This is a genomic window from Geodermatophilus sp. SYSU D01105 (assembly GCF_054050095.1).
In genome coordinates, this window is the sequence record NZ_JBJGYR010000012.1 from 1 (window position 1) to 16,469 (window position 16,469).

At 75.1% G+C, this 16,469-nt stretch carries 18 protein-coding genes; 8 read left to right on the forward strand and 10 right to left on the reverse strand.

Translation table 11 applies throughout. The annotated features are described in order from the left end of the window. On the forward strand, window positions 1-132 hold a 132-nt coding region (locus ACI79I_RS12865; protein ID WP_456992871.1), incomplete at its 5' end, for an integrase core domain-containing protein. A gap of 89 nt (window positions 133-221) precedes the next feature. Here the strand turns inward: ACI79I_RS12865 and ACI79I_RS12870 are convergent. Both ACI79I_RS12870 and ACI79I_RS12875 read right to left on the reverse strand, forming a co-directional pair. Then, window positions 222-1,055, reverse strand: coding sequence for a hypothetical protein (locus ACI79I_RS12870; protein WP_456992731.1), 834 nt, complete (start codon window positions 1,053-1,055; stop codon window positions 222-224). Then, window positions 1,052-1,999 carry a Ppx/GppA phosphatase family protein gene (locus tag ACI79I_RS12875; protein ID WP_456992732.1) on the reverse strand — a complete coding sequence of 316 codons (948 nt, stop codon included), beginning with the start codon at window positions 1,997-1,999 and terminating at the stop codon, window positions 1,052-1,054. Before ACI79I_RS12875 ends, ACI79I_RS12870 begins: the two co-directional genes overlap by 4 nt. A 167-nt stretch (window positions 2,000-2,166) precedes the next feature. Between ACI79I_RS12875 and ACI79I_RS12880 the strand changes: the two genes are divergently transcribed. The 3 genes from ACI79I_RS12880 to ACI79I_RS12890 are packed head-to-tail and all read left to right on the forward strand — an operon-like array spanning window position 2,167 to window position 6,120. Further along, window positions 2,167-3,000, forward strand: coding sequence for a hypothetical protein (locus tag ACI79I_RS12880; protein WP_456992733.1), 834 nt, complete (start codon window positions 2,167-2,169; stop codon window positions 2,998-3,000). Window positions 3,001-3,059: 59 nt separating this feature from the next. Next, complete coding sequence (locus tag ACI79I_RS12885; RefSeq protein WP_456992734.1) at window positions 3,060-5,255, forward strand: bifunctional MFS transporter/dTMP kinase; 2,196 nt, start codon at window positions 3,060-3,062, stop codon at window positions 5,253-5,255. A gap of 4 nt (window positions 5,256-5,259) precedes the next feature. Then, window positions 5,260-6,120 (forward strand): class I SAM-dependent methyltransferase, encoded by an 861-nt coding sequence (locus tag ACI79I_RS12890; protein WP_456992735.1) that lies wholly within the window; start codon window positions 5,260-5,262, stop codon window positions 6,118-6,120. Between the two features lie 130 nt (window positions 6,121-6,250). Here ACI79I_RS12890 and ACI79I_RS12895 read toward each other — a convergent pair whose 3' ends face one another. Further along, a complete protein-coding gene (locus ACI79I_RS12895) occupies window positions 6,251-7,252 on the reverse strand; it encodes a helix-turn-helix domain-containing protein (RefSeq protein WP_456992736.1) in 1,002 nt (333 codons plus the stop codon). 81 nt (window positions 7,253-7,333) lie between these two features. Between ACI79I_RS12895 and ACI79I_RS12900 the strand changes: the two genes are divergently transcribed. Together ACI79I_RS12900 and ACI79I_RS12905 are read left to right on the forward strand one after the other, a co-directional pair. Beyond that, window positions 7,334-7,561 carry a hypothetical protein gene (locus ACI79I_RS12900; protein WP_456992737.1) on the forward strand — a complete coding sequence of 76 codons (228 nt, stop codon included), beginning with the start codon at window positions 7,334-7,336 and terminating at the stop codon, window positions 7,559-7,561. 43 nt (window positions 7,562-7,604) lie between these two features. Next, window positions 7,605-7,814 carry a DUF3072 domain-containing protein gene (locus tag ACI79I_RS12905; protein ID WP_456943676.1) on the forward strand — a complete coding sequence of 70 codons (210 nt, stop codon included), beginning with the start codon at window positions 7,605-7,607 and terminating at the stop codon, window positions 7,812-7,814. Between the two features lie 92 nt (window positions 7,815-7,906). On the opposite strand, the gene ACI79I_RS12910 is transcribed toward ACI79I_RS12905, so the two are convergent. Both ACI79I_RS12910 and ACI79I_RS12915 read right to left on the reverse strand, forming a co-directional pair. Then, window positions 7,907-8,587: a winged helix-turn-helix domain-containing protein gene (locus ACI79I_RS12910; protein WP_456943675.1), complete on the reverse strand. Its 681-nt coding sequence runs from the start codon at window positions 8,585-8,587 to the stop codon at window positions 7,907-7,909. Beyond that, window positions 8,584-9,840, reverse strand: coding sequence for a sensor histidine kinase (locus ACI79I_RS12915; protein WP_456992738.1), 1,257 nt, complete (start codon window positions 9,838-9,840; stop codon window positions 8,584-8,586). The genes ACI79I_RS12910 and ACI79I_RS12915 overlap by 4 nt, the downstream gene beginning before the upstream one ends. Window positions 9,841-10,067: 227 nt before the next feature. On the opposite strand from ACI79I_RS12915, the gene phoU reads away from it, so the two are divergent. Next, the gene (gene phoU / locus ACI79I_RS12920) at window positions 10,068-10,727 is read left to right on the forward strand and encodes a phosphate signaling complex protein PhoU (protein ID WP_456992739.1); all 660 of its coding nucleotides are present in this window, start codon (window positions 10,068-10,070) and stop codon (window positions 10,725-10,727) included. A 113-nt stretch (window positions 10,728-10,840) separates the two neighbouring features. On the opposite strand, the gene ACI79I_RS12925 is transcribed toward phoU, so the two are convergent. After that, entirely contained in the window at window positions 10,841-11,602 is a 762-nt protein-coding gene (locus ACI79I_RS12925) for a phosphoglyceromutase (RefSeq protein WP_456992740.1), read from the reverse strand. 89 nt (window positions 11,603-11,691) lie between these two features. After that, the gene (locus tag ACI79I_RS12930; RefSeq protein WP_456992741.1) at window positions 11,692-11,991 is read right to left on the reverse strand and encodes a hypothetical protein; all 300 of its coding nucleotides are present in this window, start codon (window positions 11,989-11,991) and stop codon (window positions 11,692-11,694) included. Window positions 11,992-12,087: 96 nt separating this feature from the next. On the opposite strand from ACI79I_RS12930, the gene ACI79I_RS12935 reads away from it, so the two are divergent. Next, window positions 12,088-12,846, forward strand: coding sequence for a methyltransferase domain-containing protein (locus ACI79I_RS12935; RefSeq protein WP_456992742.1), 759 nt, complete (start codon window positions 12,088-12,090; stop codon window positions 12,844-12,846). Here ACI79I_RS12935 and ACI79I_RS12940 read toward each other — a convergent pair. The 3 genes from ACI79I_RS12940 to mshA all read right to left on the reverse strand — a co-directional run bounded on the left by ACI79I_RS12940 (window position 12,819) and on the right by mshA (window position 16,382). Continuing rightward, a complete protein-coding gene (locus tag ACI79I_RS12940) occupies window positions 12,819-14,414 on the reverse strand; it encodes an MFS transporter (RefSeq protein ID WP_456992743.1) in 1,596 nt (531 codons plus the stop codon). The two genes, ACI79I_RS12935 and ACI79I_RS12940, sit on opposite strands and share 28 nt — an antisense overlap. Further along, the gene (locus ACI79I_RS12945; protein WP_456992744.1) at window positions 14,411-14,953 is read right to left on the reverse strand and encodes a YbjN domain-containing protein; all 543 of its coding nucleotides are present in this window, start codon (window positions 14,951-14,953) and stop codon (window positions 14,411-14,413) included. Before ACI79I_RS12945 ends, ACI79I_RS12940 begins: the two co-directional genes overlap by 4 nt. A gap of 79 nt (window positions 14,954-15,032) precedes the next feature. Beyond that, window positions 15,033-16,382: a D-inositol-3-phosphate glycosyltransferase gene (gene mshA, locus ACI79I_RS12950; RefSeq protein WP_456992745.1), complete on the reverse strand. Its 1,350-nt coding sequence runs from the start codon at window positions 16,380-16,382 to the stop codon at window positions 15,033-15,035. Between the last annotated feature and the right edge of the window lie 87 nt (window positions 16,383-16,469).

A 16,469-nucleotide genomic window follows, 5' to 3' on the forward strand; every position in this document is an offset into this window, starting at 1 on the left:
CTCAGCGAGTCAGCCCGCCGGAAGGCGCTGCCAGCCTGGCTGCACGAGTACAACCATCACCGGCCCCACACCGCGATCGGATGCCACCCGCCGATCACCCGCTTGAACAACCTCTCCGGGCAGTACAACTAGGGCGGGGTCCGTCCACCGCGGGGGCGGGGGCGGCCCCCTGCGGGGTCCCGCCCCGAGCGTGCGACTGGCGGGGGGCAGGGGGTCCTCGATCAGCCGGCGGAGAGCAGCCCCGCGGCCGGCGCGATGGTGAGCAGCGTCCCGGCGAAGACCAGGACGCCGACCAGGCGCACCCCGGCGTGCTCCTTGTCCTGGCGCTGGCGCCAGGCCCCGACACCGGCGACGAGCCCGGCCACGGCCAGCGGTGCCAGCACCACGGCCAGGTAGGGCAGCAGCTCCCACAACACGGTGAACAGGAAGTAGATGCCGACGCCGGCGGCGAGGGCGACGACCAGCTCGCCGCCGAACCGCAGCCAGGCGAGGGCGCCCTCCCGTGGGCCGAGCGCCTCGTCCTCGAGCAGCGGCGCGTCGTCGGGGCGGACGACGGGGATGGGGCCGGTCGACGGCCCCGTCTCCGGGCCCGCGCCGCGGGGTGCCGTCGTCGACCGCCCCGCGCCGGTGACTCCCGGCCCGGAGGTCACCGCCGCGGAGGTCGTCGTCCCCGGCACGCCGGGCTTGCGGGAGGGCCGCAGGCCGGGGATCGCGGCCGTGGAGGGCCCCGCGTCCCGCGCGCGGCGCGCGGGCTGGGGGGACGGCGCGAGGTCGCCGGTGCGGTCGCTCACCCGGCGGCCGGACGGGCGGCGCTCCCCCACCCGGCCGGTGTCGCCGGTGAGGGCATCGGCCGCCCGCCGCCGGACGCCGGGGTCGGTCCCGCGGTCGCCCCCGCTCCCCCGCTGCCGGACCCCGGTGTCGTACTCGTCGTCGCCCCGGCGCCGCCGGGCCCGGGGCGACTCGACACCGGCCTCCCGCAGGATGTCGGCCAGGGGTCGGCCGGCGGTGTCCGGGTCTCTGCGAGGCGCGTCGCGACGCTCCCTCGGGGTCGTCATCGTTCGTCCCCCAACTGGTCCAGGCGCCGGAGGATGACCCCCTCCCGCAGTGCCCACGGGCAGATCCGGACGGACGGTACGTCCAGCGCCCGCAGCGCCGCGTGCGCCACGACGGCGCCCGCGGGCATCTGGTGGGCGCGGTCGGGGGACACACCCTGCAGCTCGGCCAGGGCCGAGGACTCGATGCGGGCGACGAAGCCGATCAGCTGCTCCAGCCCGGCGCGGGTGAGCTGGCGGGGTTCGCGCAGCCCGGCCGAGTACGGCGCGGCACCGGTGAGCCGGGCGAGGGTGCGGAAGGTCTTGCTGGTGGCCGCGACCAGGTCGGGAGGCCCGGCGCCCAGCAGCTTCTTGGCCGCCGGCTTGAGCAGGTCGGCGGCGTGCGCGTCCAGCTCGGACAGGGCGGCGAGGTCGGGACGCCCGCCCGTGCGCGCGTCGGGCAGGTAGCGGCGGGTCATCCGGCCCGCGCCCAGGGGCAGCGAGAGGGCGACGTCCGGGTCCTCGTCCAGGCCGCTGGCCAGCTCCAGCGAGCCGCCGCCGATGTCGAGGACCAGCAACCGGCCGGCGCTCCACCCGAACCACCGGCGGACGGCGAGGAAGGTCAGCCGGGCCTCCTCCTCGCCGCTGGTCACCTGGAGGTCGACGCCGGTCTTCTCGCGCACCCGCTCGAGGACCTCCAGCCCGTTGACGGCCTCGCGGATGGCGGAGGTCACCAGGGCCAGCAGCTGCTCGCAGCCCTGCTTCTCGGCCTGGTCGCAGGCCCGGCGCACGGCCTTGACCAGCGCCTTCTCGCCCTCCTTGGAGAGGACGTCGTCCTGGCCCACGTGCTCGGCGAGCCGCAGCACCGACCGGTCGTCGTGCATCGGCGTGGGGTGCGCGCCGCGGTGGGCGTCGACCACGAGCAGGTGGACGGTGTTCGATCCGACGTCCAGCACCCCGAGCCGCATGCCGTCAGTCTGCCGGTCGCCCCCGGAACCGGCCGGTCACGGGGGGTGCGTCAGGGGGACGGCGGGGCGGCGCGTCCGGTCACCGGGTCCCCGCCGGCGTCGTCGGCGGGAGCGGCGGCCGGCCCGCGGACCCGGTCGCCCGACCCGGGCCGCCTACCCTCGGCCCGGTGCAGGACGTCCCGCCCGAGGTGCCCCTGGACTTCGCCCGCGAGTGGGTGGAGTTCCCCGACCCGGCTGATCCGCGACACGTCGTCCGCGCCGACCTGACCTGGTTGTCCTCGGCGTGGACCTGCGTGTTCGGCCGCGGCTGCGCCGGCGTCGTGGAGGGCCGGCCGGACGACGGCTGCTGCAGCCACGGGGCCTTCTTCACCGACGAGGACGACCTGGCCCGGGTCACCGCCGCCGTCGCGGACCTCACCGACGACGACTGGCAGCTCGCCCCCGTCGGGCGCGGCGCCTGGACCGAGGCAGACGACGCCGACGACGAGGGCGGCGTCCGCTCGCTGCGCACCCGCCTGGTCGACGGCGCCTGCGTGTTCCTCAACCGCCCCGGCTTCCCCGGCGGCACGGGCTGCGCGCTGCACCGCATGGCGCTGCGCGAGGACCTGCACCCGCTGCTCACCAAGCCCGACGTCTGCTGGCAGCTGCCGGTCCGGCGGGAGCAGGAGGAGGTCGAGCGGCCCGACGGCACGACGGTGCTGGTGAGCAGCATCGGCGAGTTCGACCGGCGCGGCTGGGGACCGGGCGGGCACGACCTGCACTGGTGGTGCACCGGCTCGCCGGCCGCGCACGTGTCGCCCGAGCCCCTGGTGCTGACCTATGCCGCGGAGCTGACCGCCCTGCTCGGCGCGCCGGCCTACGCCGAGCTGCTCCGGCTCACCGAGGCCCGGCTCGACCAGGGACTGGTCGCCCCGCACCCGGCCAGCCCCCGCCCGGTCCCGGTCGTGCTGCACCGCCGGCGCCCGGAGGCGTCTCCCTCCTCGGGGGTGCAGCGGCACTGACCGGGTCCCCCGCGCCACTACCCTTCCCGGGACGGAACGACGAGCGGACGGCGGGGACTGTGAGCGAGGAGCGCGCGACGGCGGGCCGTCCCGCGGCCGGGGAACGGATCCGCGAGGCGGACGCGCGCCCCGACAACGCCTTCGTCGCGCTGGTCCGCATCCCGGTGTTCCGCCGGCTGTGGGCGGCGATCACCGTCTCCAGCCTCGGCGACTGGCTGGGCCTCCTGGCCACCACGGCGATGGCCCAGCAGCTGACCCGCGAGGAGTCGCTGGCCGTGCAGGGCGCAGCCATCTCCGGGGTGATCCTCACCCGGCTGCTCCCCGACCTGCTCCTGGGCCCGCTGGCCGGCGCGCTGGCCGACCGGCTGGACCGCCGGACCACCGTGGTCGTCGGCGAGCTGCTGGCGATGTCGCTGTACCTGTCCATCGCGGTCACCTACGAGCTGACCTGGCTCTACGTCGCCCAGTTCCTCGTCGAGGCCGTCGGGCTGTTCACCAACCCCGCCAAGCAGGCGATGTGGGTGGCGATCGTGCCCCGCGAACGGCTCGCCGTCGCCAACCAGGTGTCGCTGTTCTCCGTCTACGGCGCGGTGCCGGTGGCCTCGCTGCTGTTCGCGCTGCTGTCGACCATCACCCGGGTGTTCCCCGGCGGGGGTGAGGGCGGCGAGGCCAGGACCGCCATCGTCGTCGCCCTGGTGTTCAACTCGGCCAGCTTCGGCCTCAGCGCGCTCACCGTGCTGCTCTCCCGGCGCCTCATCCCCGGGACGCCGGCCGGCCGGGACGGCGAGCAGCGCAACGTCTTCTCCCTCGTGGTGGAGGGCGTGTCCTTCCTCCGCGGCCGGCCCCTGATGCGCGCCCTCTACGTCGGGGTCATCGGCGCGTTCGGCGCCGGCGGGCTCACCATCGGCGTCGCCCAGCTCTACGTCGCCACCCTGGAGGCCGGCACCGCCGGCTACGGCGTGGTCTTCGGGGTGGTGTTCACCGGCCTGGCGATCGGCATGCTGGTGGGACCCCGCATCCTGCCGACGGTCCCCCGCCGCAGCGTCTTCGCCAACGCCATCGGCCTGGCCGGCCTGGCGCTGCTGGCCATGTCGGTGCTGCGGGACTTCGTGCTGGCGACCGGGGCGGCCTTCCTCGTCGGCCTGTTCGCCGGCGTGAGCTGGATCATCGGGTACACGCTCATCGGCTTCGAGGTCGAGGACCGGCTGCGCGGCCGGGTCTTCTCCTTCGTCGTCTCCTCGGTGCGGATCATCCTGCTGCTGTCCGTGGCGGTCGGCCCCGGCCTGGCCGGCCTGCTGGGCAGCCACGACCTGCAGTTCGGCGACCTGCGGCTGACCGTCACCGGGCCTGGCCTGACCCTCCTCGTCGGCGGGCTGATCGCCTTCACGGTGAGCGCCTACGCGCGGCGGCAGGTGGCGGCCGGGCGCGGCCGCACCCGGTTCCGCGACATGGCCCGCCTGCTGTGGGGCAGCTCGGACATCCTGTCGGCGTCGTCGTCCGGGGTGGGCTTGTTCGTCGTCGTCGAGGGGGCCGACCGCGAGCTCACCCGCCGGTACACCGAGGCCCTGGCCCTGGTGCTGCGCGAGCGCGGCTGCCCGGTCGTCGTCACCTCCGAGCCCAGCGACACCCAGCTGGGCCGGCAGGTGCGCGGCGTGCTGTTCCCGCCGCCGCCGGGCTCGGGCACCGGCTTCCCGTCCCCCGAGCCGCCCACGGACGACGCCGGGGCGCCGGTCGGGGCGCACACGGCGGCGCTGTTGGCCGCCGCGGACCGCGCGCAGCACGTCGCGACCGTCATCCGCCCGGCCCTCGAGCGCAACCAGGTCGTGGTGAACACCCACTACGTGGACACCTCGATCGCCTTCCACGGCGCCGGGCAGGGCCTCGACGCCGACCGCATCTTCCGGACGTCGCTGTGGGCCACCCGCGGCCTGCTGCCCGACCTCACGGTGGTGGTCGACTCCCCGGTCACCGCCGGGCCCGTGGACGCCGACCCCGAGGCGGTGCGGCGCGCGTTCCTGGCCCAGGCCGACGCCGCGCCGGACCGCTACGTCGTCGTGCCCGGCGAGCTGCTGGACGCCGAGGGCGAGGGCGGCCTGGTCTCCCCTGCCGTCCGGCGCCGGATCGACAGCCTGCTGGCGCTGCGCTACCCGGCCGCCGCCGAGGGCACCGCACCCGCGCCCTCCCCACCCGCCGACCCGCCGGTCCCGGTTCGGTCTCCCGCTGCCGGGGACGGCCCCGGTCGCTCCGTAGGCTGATCCGGTGACCGAGCTCGCGCAGTGGACCGCCGCGGACACCGAGGAGGTCGTCTGCTGCCTCTGCGGTGTCGCCGGCAGCCTGGTGCACGACGTCGACCCGTTCGGGGTGGTGCGCTGCCCGCAGTGCTCGCTGGTGTTCGTCAGCCCGCGGCTGCGCCCCGAGGCACTGCAGCGGCTCTACGACGACGTCGGCTACTTCGAGGGCGGCGTGTACGGCGGTGGCGTCTCGAGCACGGACGCCGCCTCCGATGTCGGAGCCCCGACCGGGAGCAGCCTCTCCCCCGCGATGCTGCTGCAGCGCACCTGGACGGCCGGCCGGCTGCGGCTCGTCGACGCCGCCCGGGGCGGCGCGCCGGCCGGCGGGCGGCTGCTGGAGGTCGGCGCGGGCTACGGCCTGTTCCTGGCCGCCGCGCGCGGCACCGGCTGGACGACGTCCGGCGTGGAGCTCTCCCGCACCGGCGCCAAGCACGCCCGCGACGCCCTCGGCCTGGACGTGTTCTGCGGCCAGCTCGAGGACGCCCCGCTGGCGCCCGGCTTCGACGTCGTCTGCGCCTGGGACACCGTCGAGCACGTGCCCGATCCGCTGTCCTTCTGGCGCTCGGTGCGCTCGCTGGTCGCCGACGACGGTGTGGTGGCCTTCTCGACGCCCTACTACTCGTCGCTGCCCGCCCGGCTGCTGGGCACCCGCTGGTGGACGCTCAAGCCGACCGAGCACATCTGGCACTTCACCCCGCGGACCCACGCGCTGCTGCTCGCCCGCGCCGGGCTGGCCCTCACCCGGGTGATCCGCAGCCCGCTGGCGCCGTCCAACGCCGGGCGGCTGGACTCGCTGGTCGGCATCGCCCGGCCCATCCCCGGCACCTGAGCCCAGGAGCGGCCGCGGGCCTCGGCTGGTGTCCCCGGCCCCGTCCAGGGCACCGCCGCGAGCCTGCGAGTGGTGGGGAGGACGGGGTCCTTCCGGGGGTCCTCCTGGGGGTCCTCCCGGGGGTCCTCTCTCAGGCGGCCGTCTCCTCGTCGGCGGCCACCGGGAGCGCCTTGCGGAACGTCTGCCGGTAGGTGCGGGGGGAGACGCCGCGACGGCGGGTGAACTGCTCCCGCAGCCCGGCCGCGGTGCCGAAGCCGACCAGCCGGGCGATCTCCTCGACCGGCGCGTCGCTGTTCTCGAGCAGCTCCTCGGCAGCGGCCAGCCGCTGGCCGAGCAGCCAGGCGTGCGGCGTCGTCCCGGTGGTGGCCTTGAACCGTCGGGCGAAGCTGCGGGGGCTCATCAGCGCCCGGCGGGCCAGCAGCTCGACGCTGATGTCCTCGGCCAGGTGCGCCGAGGCCCACTCCAGGACGGCGCCGAGCAGGTCGTCCTCGCAGGCGGGGACGGGGGCGTCGATGAACTGCGCCTGCCCGCCGTCGCGGTGCGGCGGGACGACCATCTCCCGCGCCAGCGCGTTGGCCGCCGCGGCTCCCCACTCCCGGCGGACGACGTGCAGCAGGGTGTCCACACCCGCGGCGGTGCCGGCCCCGGTGATGATCGCGCCGTTGTCGACGTAGAGCACCATCGGGTCGACCTGCACCCGCGGGTACCGGGCGGCCAGCTCGCCGGCGTACTTCCAGTGCGTGGTGGCCCGCTGGCCGTCGAGCAGCCCGGCCTCGGCGAGCACGAAGGCCCCGGTGCACTGGCTGACGATCAGCGCCCCGTTGGCCGCAGCGGCGCGGAACGCGTCGAGCAGTTGCGGCGACGGGACGCGGTCGAACAGCTCCCAGGCGGTGATCGTCACGATGTCGGACGCGGCCAGCCGGTCGAGGCCGTGCTCCACGGTGATCGGGATGCCGGTGTCGGTGCGGACGACGCCCGGCTGCTCGGTGACCAGGCCGAAGTCGAACCGCGGCAACCCCATGGCGCGGCGGTCGTAGCCGAAGACCTCGGCCGCCACGCCGAGGCCGAAGCTGCCCACGAGCCCGTCGGCGACGACGGTGCTGACGACGAGGGGACGGTCCGCTCCACTCATGCCGACATGATGGCAGAGAACTTGCGGTCGCGGTCAGTCCTGCCACTCGTGCCCGGCTGTGACCGGGAGCACGCTCTCCCCATGTTCTTGATCACCTGCCCCGTGACCCGGACCGACGAGCTGGTCGCCGATCGGCGCATCCGTTCGGTGGTCAACCACCCGACCCACATCGCGATGCACGTCGAGTGCCCCGCCTGCGGCGCCGTGCACGTGTACCGCACCGGACGCCGCTGGGAGGACAGCCACCGGCAGCACACCGAGGAGAGCGTGGTCCCGGCGCGGCCGGCGCGGGAGCTGGCGCGGGCCTGAGTTGGCCGTGCGGGCGGCGCGCCGCCGTCCTACGCTCGAACACATGAGCGAATCGAACGCCCACACCGAGCGCACCACGGAGAAGGACCCGTCGGACTGGGTGACCGGCGACGAGCCGGCCACCGGCGCGCAGCAGAGCTACCTGAACACCCTCGCCCGCGAGGCCGGCGAGGAGGTCCCCGAGGACCTCAGCAAGGCCGACGCCTCCCGCAAGATCGACGAACTGCAGGAGGAGACCGGCCGGGGCCAGTAGTCGAAGGACCCCGCCCTCCCACCCTCCGCGAGGTCAGGGTGGGACCGGGGCGGGGCCACGGCGGGCCTCTGCAGGGGGCCGTAGGTCCTCTGTCAGGCCTCGAACTTGTAGCCGAGGCCGCGGACGGTCACCAGGTGCTTGGGGTTGGCCGGGTCCGGCTCGATCTTGGCGCGCAGCCGCTTGACGTGGACGTCGAGGGTCTTGGTGTCGCCCACGTAGTCCGAGCCCCACACGCGGTCGATCAGCTGGCCGCGGGTGAGCACCCGGCCGGAGTTGCGCAGCAGCAGCTCCAGCAGGTCGAACTCCTTGAGCGGGAGCGACACGGGTTCGCCGTCGACCGCGACCACGTGCCGCTCGACGTCCATCCGCACGGGGCCGGCCTCGAGGGTGGCCTCGATCGGGGTCTCGACGTCGCCCCGGCGGCGCAGCACCGCGCGGATCCGGGCCACCAGCTCGCGCGCGGAGTAGGGCTTGGTGACGTAGTCGTCGGCGCCCAGCTCCAGCCCGACGACCTTGTCCACCTCGGAGTCCTTGGCGGTCAGCATGATGATCGGCACGTTGCCGCGGGACCGCAGCGCCCGGCACACCTCCGTCCCCGGCAGCCCGGGCAGCATGAGGTCGAGCAGGACGACGTCGGCCCCGCCGCGGTCGTACTCCGCCAGCGCGTCGGGCCCGGTCGCGGCCACGACCGCGTCGTAGCCCTCCCGCCGCAGCATGTAGGACAGCGCGTCGGAGAAGGACTCCTCGTCCTCCACCACCAGCACTCGGGTCATGACCGTCCCTTCGGGGCGTCCCCGGCGACCGCGTCACCGGCGATGGGGTGCTCGGCGACGACGTCGCCGGCGGGGTTGGAGTCGGCGGCCGCCCGACCGGAGGCGGGGTCACCGGCCGTCCGGGCGGCGAGCGGGATCCGCAGGGTGAACGTGGAGCCGAGGCCCTCCTCGCTCCACACGCTCACCGAGCCACCGTGGTTGCTGGCGACGTGCTTGACGATGGCCAGCCCGAGGCCCGTGCCACCGGTGCTGCTGGCCCGCGACTGGTCGACCCGGTAGAAGCGCTCGAAGACCCGCGCGCGGTCCTGGCGCGGGATGCCGATGCCGCTGTCGGTCACCGTGATCTCGGCGAACCCGGACCGGGCGCGGGCGCCCACGGCGATCCGGGTCCCGTCGGGGCTGTACGCGACCGCGTTGGCCAGCAGGTTCGTCACCGCGGTCGCCAGCTGCGCCTCGACCCCGCGCACCACCAGACCGCGCTGGCCCCCGCTGGCGATGACGATGTGCTTGGCGGTCGCGGCCAGCTTCGTGCGGTCGACGGCCTCGGCGACGACCCGGTCGACCTCGACGGGCACCAGCTCCGGCAGCGGCTCGCCGCCCTGCAACCGGGACAGGTCGATGAGCTCGCGGACCAGCCGCGCCAGCCGGTCGGCCTCGTGCGTCATGCGCGCGGAGAACCGCCGGACGGTCTCCGGGTCGTCCGCGGCGTCCTGCACGGCCTCGGCCAGCAGGGACAGCGCCCCCACCGGCGTCTTCAGCTCGTGCCCGACGTTGGCGACGAAGTCGCGGCGGACGGCCTCCACCCGGCGGGCCTCGGTGACGTCCTGCAGCACGAGCGCCACCGGCCCGCCCGGCGCGGAGCCCGCCTCGAGGCGGACGCCGTGGACCCCGACCAGCCGAGGACCGCCGCCGACGAGGGGACCGGGCAGCGAGACGTCGGCCCGCCGCCGCCCGCCGGCACGGACCTCGCCGGCCAGGTCGAGCAGGTCGGGCACCAGCAGCCGGGTGTCGCGCACGATGCCGAGGGCCCGGGCCGCCGGGTTGGCCAGGACGACGACGTCGTCGGCGTCCAGCAGCACCACCGCCGGGTCCATGAGGTCGAGCAGCCGCCGGGCGAACACCGCCTCCGCCAGCGGCGCCGCCGGGGGCGGGGCCGAGCGGTCGAGGTCGGGACGGGAGTAGCGCAGCAGGACCGTGGCGACCAGGGCACCACCGATGACCAGGCCGACCACGAGGGCGACCGTGGGGCTCACGACCTCGATGCTAGGCGGCCGCGACCCCTGGTCATCCCCCGTCCGAGTGGCGGTTCGCCGCCGTATCGGGACTGTTCACGTTCCCGTGCCCGGTCGTTCACCCGGAGGGCCGGAGGGCGTGGAGATGCGGCCCTACGCTCGACGGGGAGAGCGCCGGCGAGCCGAACAGACGACTAGCGGCGCCCCAGCCACTGCCGGTCCGCCGGCCCACGAGGAGGACGACGACGGTGCGCCAGCACTACCACGAGGAACTCGAGGACATCAACAGCTGCCTGGTCGAGATGGCGAACTCGGTCGGCTCCGCGATGAGCAAGGCGACCACCGCCCTCCTGGACGCCGACATCGAGCTGGCCAACCTGGTCATCGAGGGTGACGACCACATCGACGCCACCCGCGAGAGCATCGAGCAGCGCTGCTTCACCCTGCTGGCCCGTCAGGCGCCGGTGGCCACCGACCTGCGCACCATCACCGCGGCGATGCGGATGATCGCCGACCTCGAGCGCATGGGCGACCTCGCCGTCCACGTGGCCAAGCTCGCGCGGATGCGCTTCCCGGAGCCCGCCGTGCCCCAGGAGCTGCGCCCGATCTTCCTGCAGGCCGGCCACGTCGCCGAGAGCCTGGTCAGCCAGACCGCCACCGTGATCGCCAAGCTCGACGTCGAGGCCGCCGCCCACCTCGAGGCCGACGACGACCTCATGGACCAGCTGCACCGGCAGCTGTTCCGCGAGCTGCTCTCCACGGACTGGAAGCACGGCATGGAGGCGGCGATCGACATCACGCTGCTCGGCCGCTACTACGAGCGGTTCGCCGACCACGCGGTCAGCGTCGCCCGGCGGGTCGTCTTCCTCGTCACCGGCGAGCGGGAGATGCACGCGACAGCGAACTGATCGCCCTCCGGGAGATCGACCGCGGGATGGCGGTGTCGTCCTCCGGACGACACGCCTCCAGTACGTCGAAGGGCCCCTCCCCTGTCTGGGGAAGGGCCCTTCGGTGTCCTGGGCTACTTCTTGCCCTGGTTCTTGACCGCCTCGATGGCGGCCGCGGCCGCGTCCGGGTCGAGGTACTCCCCGCCCGGCTTGACCGGCCGCAGGTCCTCGTCCAGGTCGTAGCGCAGCGGGACGCCGGTGGGGATGTTGAGGCCCACCACCTCGTCCTCTCCCATGCCGTCGAGGTGCTTGACCAGCGCCCGCAGGCTGTTGCCGTGCGCGGCGACGAGCACGGTCAGCCCCGCGCGCAGGTCCGGGACGATCGCGTCGTACCAGTAGGGCAGCATCCGGACGACGACGTCGGCCAGGCACTCGGTCTGCGGCCGCACCTCCGACGGCAGCATCGCGTAGCGCGGGTCGCCGTCCTGGGAGTACTCGCTGGCCGGGTCGATGGGCGGCGGCGGGGTGCTGTACGAGCGCCGCCAGACCATGAACTGCTCCTCGCCGTACTCGGCGAGCGTCGCGGCCTTGTCCTTGCCCTGCAGCGCGCCGTAGTGCCGTTCGTTGAGCCGCCACGACCGCTTGACCGGGATCCACTGCCGGTCGGCCGCGGCCAGGGCCAGCTCGGCGGTGGTGATGGCCCGCTTGAGCACCGAGGTGTGCGCGACCTCCGGGAGCAGGCCGTGCTCGGCGAGCAGCTCCCCTCCGCGGGCGGCCTCGACGCGGCCCTTCTCCGACAGCGGCACGTCCACCCAGCCGGTGAACAGGTTGGCCTTGTTCCACTCGCTCTCGCCGTGGCGGAGCAGCACCAGCGTCCCGGGGGCAGTCGTCGTCACACCGGTCATCCTGCCCGATCACGTGCGACCCGGCGTCGGCCCCGTCCGGAGGCTCGTCCCGATCGGGCGGGGGCCGAGGACCGCGCCGTTCAGCCGGTGAGCAGGGGCCACACCACCCACAGCTCGAACACGGCCGGCGGCGCCAGCCCGATCAGCAGCCACGGGCTGCGGACCGGCCGCTCGGCGCCCCAGCGCACCGCCGCGACGAGGGCGACGCTGCAGGTCACTGCAACCGCAAGCCACAGCACCACCGCGGGGACGTCGACGACGACGAGCTGCGCGAGGGCCAGCTGCACCGCGCACAGCAGCATCGGGTAGACCAGCGCCGAGGCCGCGACCAGGCCCATGAGTGCCCGGACGAGGCGCTGCTGCCCGGACTGGTCCTGCACCGCCGCCACGCTAGAAGGACCCCCCTGCCCCCCACCACTCGCACGCTCGCGGCGGGCCCCTGCGGGGGACCCGGGGGTGCAGAGGACCATCGGCGCGTGACCGCCGTGCTGCGCTGGGCCGAGGAGCTCGCCGCGTGGACCATCGACCCGGCGATCCTGGCCGCGGCGCCCGAGTCGCCCTACGGGTTCCCGCCGGGCCTGTTCGGCAGCACCCGCCGGCCGGGCCGCACCGTCGACGTCGCCCGGGAGGTGGCGCCCGCCAGCGTGCTGGACGTCGGCTGCGGCGGTGGGCGGGCGAGCATCCCGGTGGGCGCCGCGGAGCTGCTCGCCGTGGACTCCTCTCCGGAGATGCTCGAGCGCTACCGGGTCGCGGCCGGGGCGACGCCGGTGCGGACCTGGTGCGGACGGTGGCCCGACGTGGCCGCCGAGGTGCCGCCGGCCGACGTCGTCGTCGCGGCGGACGTCGTCTACAACGTGCCCGACATCGCCCCGTTCGTCGGTGCGCTGACCGGCCACGCCCGCCGCCGGGTGGTCGTCGAGCTCAGCGACCTGCACCCGTGGACCTCCCTGCGGGCGCTGTGGCGGCACTTCCACGGCCAGGACCGGCCCACCGGTCCGAGCGCGGAGCTGTTCGGCGAGGTGCTCGCCGAGCTGGGCGTCGCCGCGGAGTCGGTCACCGATGCGCGGCCCGACCCCTGGCGGGAGGCGTCCGAGGACGTCGTCCTGGCCTTCACCCGCCGCCGGCTGTGCCTGCCGGTCGAGCGGGAGCCGGAGGTGGCCGCGGCGATGCGCCGGTTCCGCGACGACCGGCCGCGGACGTCGACGACCTACTGGTGGGCCGGGACCGCCTCCTGAGCGGGCCGCCGCCGGTGCCCGGGCAGCCAGAGGAGCACCACGACGGCGGCGACCAGGCAGGCCGCCGCCGTCCCGACCGCGGTGACGTGCATGGCCGAGACGAAGGCCTCCTGCGCGGGGTCGAGCAGGGAGGACGCGGCGGCCGCGGCGTCGGGGTCCCCGCCGGCGCGGACCCCGGCGACCGCCTCGAGCGTCGCGACCAGCGAGGTGCTGGCCTCCGTGCGGGCCTCGGGCGGCAGCACCTCGACGGCGTCCCCGAGGGAGGACGCGTAGGACGAGGCCAGCAGCGACCCGAGGATGGCCACGCCCAGCGCACCGCCGACCTGCCGCACGGAGTTGTTCACGGCGGCGCCCGCACCGGCCTTGTGCCGCGGGACGACGGACATGATCGACTCGGTCGTGGGCGCCATGACCGCGCCCATGCCCAGCCCCTGCACCGACAGGATCGTCAGGAGCAGCCACAGCGGCGAGCTGCGGTCGAGCAGCTGGAACCCGAGCACGGCCAGCGTGATGAGCGAGAACCCGGTGGCGACGACGGCCTTGGCACCGAAGCGCTCGGCCAGCCGGGAACTGCCCGGCGCCATGACCGCCATGCCCAGCGCCATGGGGATGAGCGCGGCGCCGCTGCCCAGCGGCCCGTAGCCGCGGACGCCCTGCAGGTAGTAGACGAGGTAGAAGGTCGCGCCCATCAGCGCGAAGAAGTTCAGTCCCAGCGCGGCCGCGGCGGCGGAGAAGGCCGGGCTGCGGAACAGCGTGACGTCCAGCGCCGGGTGGGTCGAGCGCCGCTGCAGCCAGATGAACAGGACCAGCAGGGCCAGCCCGCCGAGCAGCGGGACCAGCACGCCCGGGGAGGTCCAGCCCTCGCCGGAGCCGCCGTGGATGATCCCGTAGACCAGCCCGGCCAGCGCTGCGATGGACAGCAGCACGCCGGGCACGTCGAGCCGGCCCGGCGAGGGGTCGCGCGACTCCGGGACGACGAGCACCGTCGCGACCATCCCGAGGACGGCGACCGGCACGGCGATGAGGAAGATCGCGCCCCACCAGGAGCTCTCGAGGACCGCGCCGCTGGCCAGCGGCCCGCCGGCGACGGCCAGCCCCGCGGCGCCGGCCCAGATGCCGATGGCCCGCCCCCGCTCCCCGGGCGGGAAGACGTTCGTGATGACCGCGAGCGTGGCCGGCTGGACCGCCGCTCCGCCGATGCCCATCACCGCCCGCCAGACGATCAGCTCGGCCGGGCTGTCGCTGAACGCGCCGAACACCGACGCGACGGTGTAGATCGACAGGCCCACCAGCAGCACGGTGCGGCGGCCGATGCGGTCGCCCACCACGCCCCAGGAGAACAGCAGGCCGGCGAAGACCAGGATGTAGGCGTCGATCGCCCACTGCAGCTCGCCCTGGCTGGCGTCCAGCTCGCGCTGCAGGGTGGGGATGGCGACGTTCAGCGTCGTGTTGCCCATGATCACCACGAGCAGGCAGACCGTCATCGTGGCCAGCACCCACCAGCGGCGGGCGTAGCCCGGGCGGTCGTCGACCGGGGCGCCGGACGGCGAGCGTCCGGTCGCCGTCACCCCTCGCCGCCGGCGTCCGACGGCGTCCCCGACCGGCGCTCCGGGTCGGCGAAGTCGGCGAACGCCGCCAGGTTGCGCAGGGACTCCCCCCGCTTCACCCGCCACTCCCACTCCCGGCGGATCGAGGTGCCGAAGCCGATCTCGAGCATCGTGTTGAACGGCTCGTCGGCGTAGCTCAGCACGGCGCCGAGGAGCCGGTCGAGCTCCTCGGGCGTCACCGCCGCGTGCGAGAGCCGGCCGGTCAGGTAGACGTCGCCGACGCGGTCGATGGAGTAGGCGACGCCGTACATGCGGGCGTTGCGCTGCAGCAGGAAGGTCCACAGCTGCTCGCGGTTCTCGTCGGGCTGGCGGCAGACGAACGCCTCCACCCGCAGCGCGTGCTCGCCGACGATGAGCCCGCAGACGGTCTTGAGCTTCTTCGTGCCGGGGAGGTCGACCAGCCAGCGGCCGGGAGCGGGGTGCTCGAACACCAGCTCGGCCTCGCGCAGGGTCTGCTCGATGACCGCGTCGAGCTCCTCGACGCTCCGCTGCCCGCTCACCGTGCCGTCCGTTCGCTCCCGCGGGGCGCTCCGCTCCTCGCTCGCTGGCGCTCCCTGCGATGCTCACGCGCCTGTCCGCTCACCGTGCCACCCCGGGGATCGGCAGCACCGCCCCCAGCGCCCGAGCCGGGCGCAGCACCGGACCCGCGACCCGGTGGCGCGCGGCGGCGGCCATCTCCTCGGCGGCGGCGGTGTAGGCGGCGACCAGCGAGTCGACGGTGCGCTCCCAGGAGAAGGAGCCGGCGTGCCGCCGGGCACCGGCCGACAACAGCTCGCGGCGGGCCAGGACGGCGCGGATCGCGGCGGCGTAGTCGACGGGGTCGCGGCCCTCGACGAGCACGCCGGAGACCCCGTCCCGCACCGCGGTGCGCAGCCCGCCCACGGCCGCGGCCACCACCGGCGTCCCGCAGGCCTGGGCCTCCAGCGCCACCAGGCCGAAGGACTCGTTGTGGCTGGGGACGACGGCGACGTCGGCGGCGCGGTAGTGCTGCGCGAGCCGCTCGGCGTGCTGCGGCGGGAGGAAGCGGACCAGGTCGGAGAGGCCGAGCTCGGCGGCCAGCTGCTCGAGCTGCCGCGGCGCCTCCAGGCCGGAGCCGCTGGGCGCGCCGATGACGTGCACCTGGAGGCGGTCGCGCAGGGCCGGGTCGTCGGCGAGCATCCGGGCAGCGGCCTCGAGCAGCAGGTCGGGCGCCTTGAGCGGCTGGATGCGCCCCACGAACAGCAGCACCACCGCGTCCTCGGCGATGCCCAGCTCGCGGCGGGCCGCCGTCCGGTCGCCGGGGGTGAAGCGGTCGAGGTCCACCCCGGGCGGGACGACGAGGGTGCGGCGCGGGTCGGCGGCGTAGTGCTCGACGAGCTGGCGGGCCTCGTCGGCGGTGTTGGCGATCAGCCGGTCGGCCTCGGCCACCACCTGCTCCTCGCCGATCACCCGGGCCCGCGGCTCGGGTCGGTCACCGGCGGCCAGGGCGGCGTTCTTGACCTTGGCAAGGGTGTGCGCGGTGTGGATGAGCGGCACGCTCCAGCGGTCGCGGGCCAGCCAGCCCACCTGGCCCGACAGCCAGTAGTGGGAGTGCACGACGTCGTAGTGGCCCGGCTCGTGCTGGGCCTCCTCCCGGAGGACCGCGGCGGTGAACGCGCACAGCTGCCCGGGCAGCTCCTCCTTGCCCAGCCCCTCGAACGGGCCGGCGCTGACGTGCCGCACGGTGACGCCGGGGCTCATCTCCACCACCGGCGGGAGGTCGCTGGAGGTGGCACGGGTGAACACGTCGACCTCGATGCCCCGGGCGGCCAGCCGCCGGGAGACCTCGACGACGTAGACGTTCATGCCGCCCGCGTCCCCGGCACCGGGCTGGTCGAGCGGGCTGGTGTGCACCGAGAGCGTCGCCACCCGCCGGGGCGCGGCCGACCGGGCGCGACGGCGAGCGGCCACGTCCGACCTCCCGCCTCGGCTCCCTGGTCGGGCACCGGACGGCACCCACTCGACTGTCCATCCTGCAACAGGGCCAGGATCGACCTC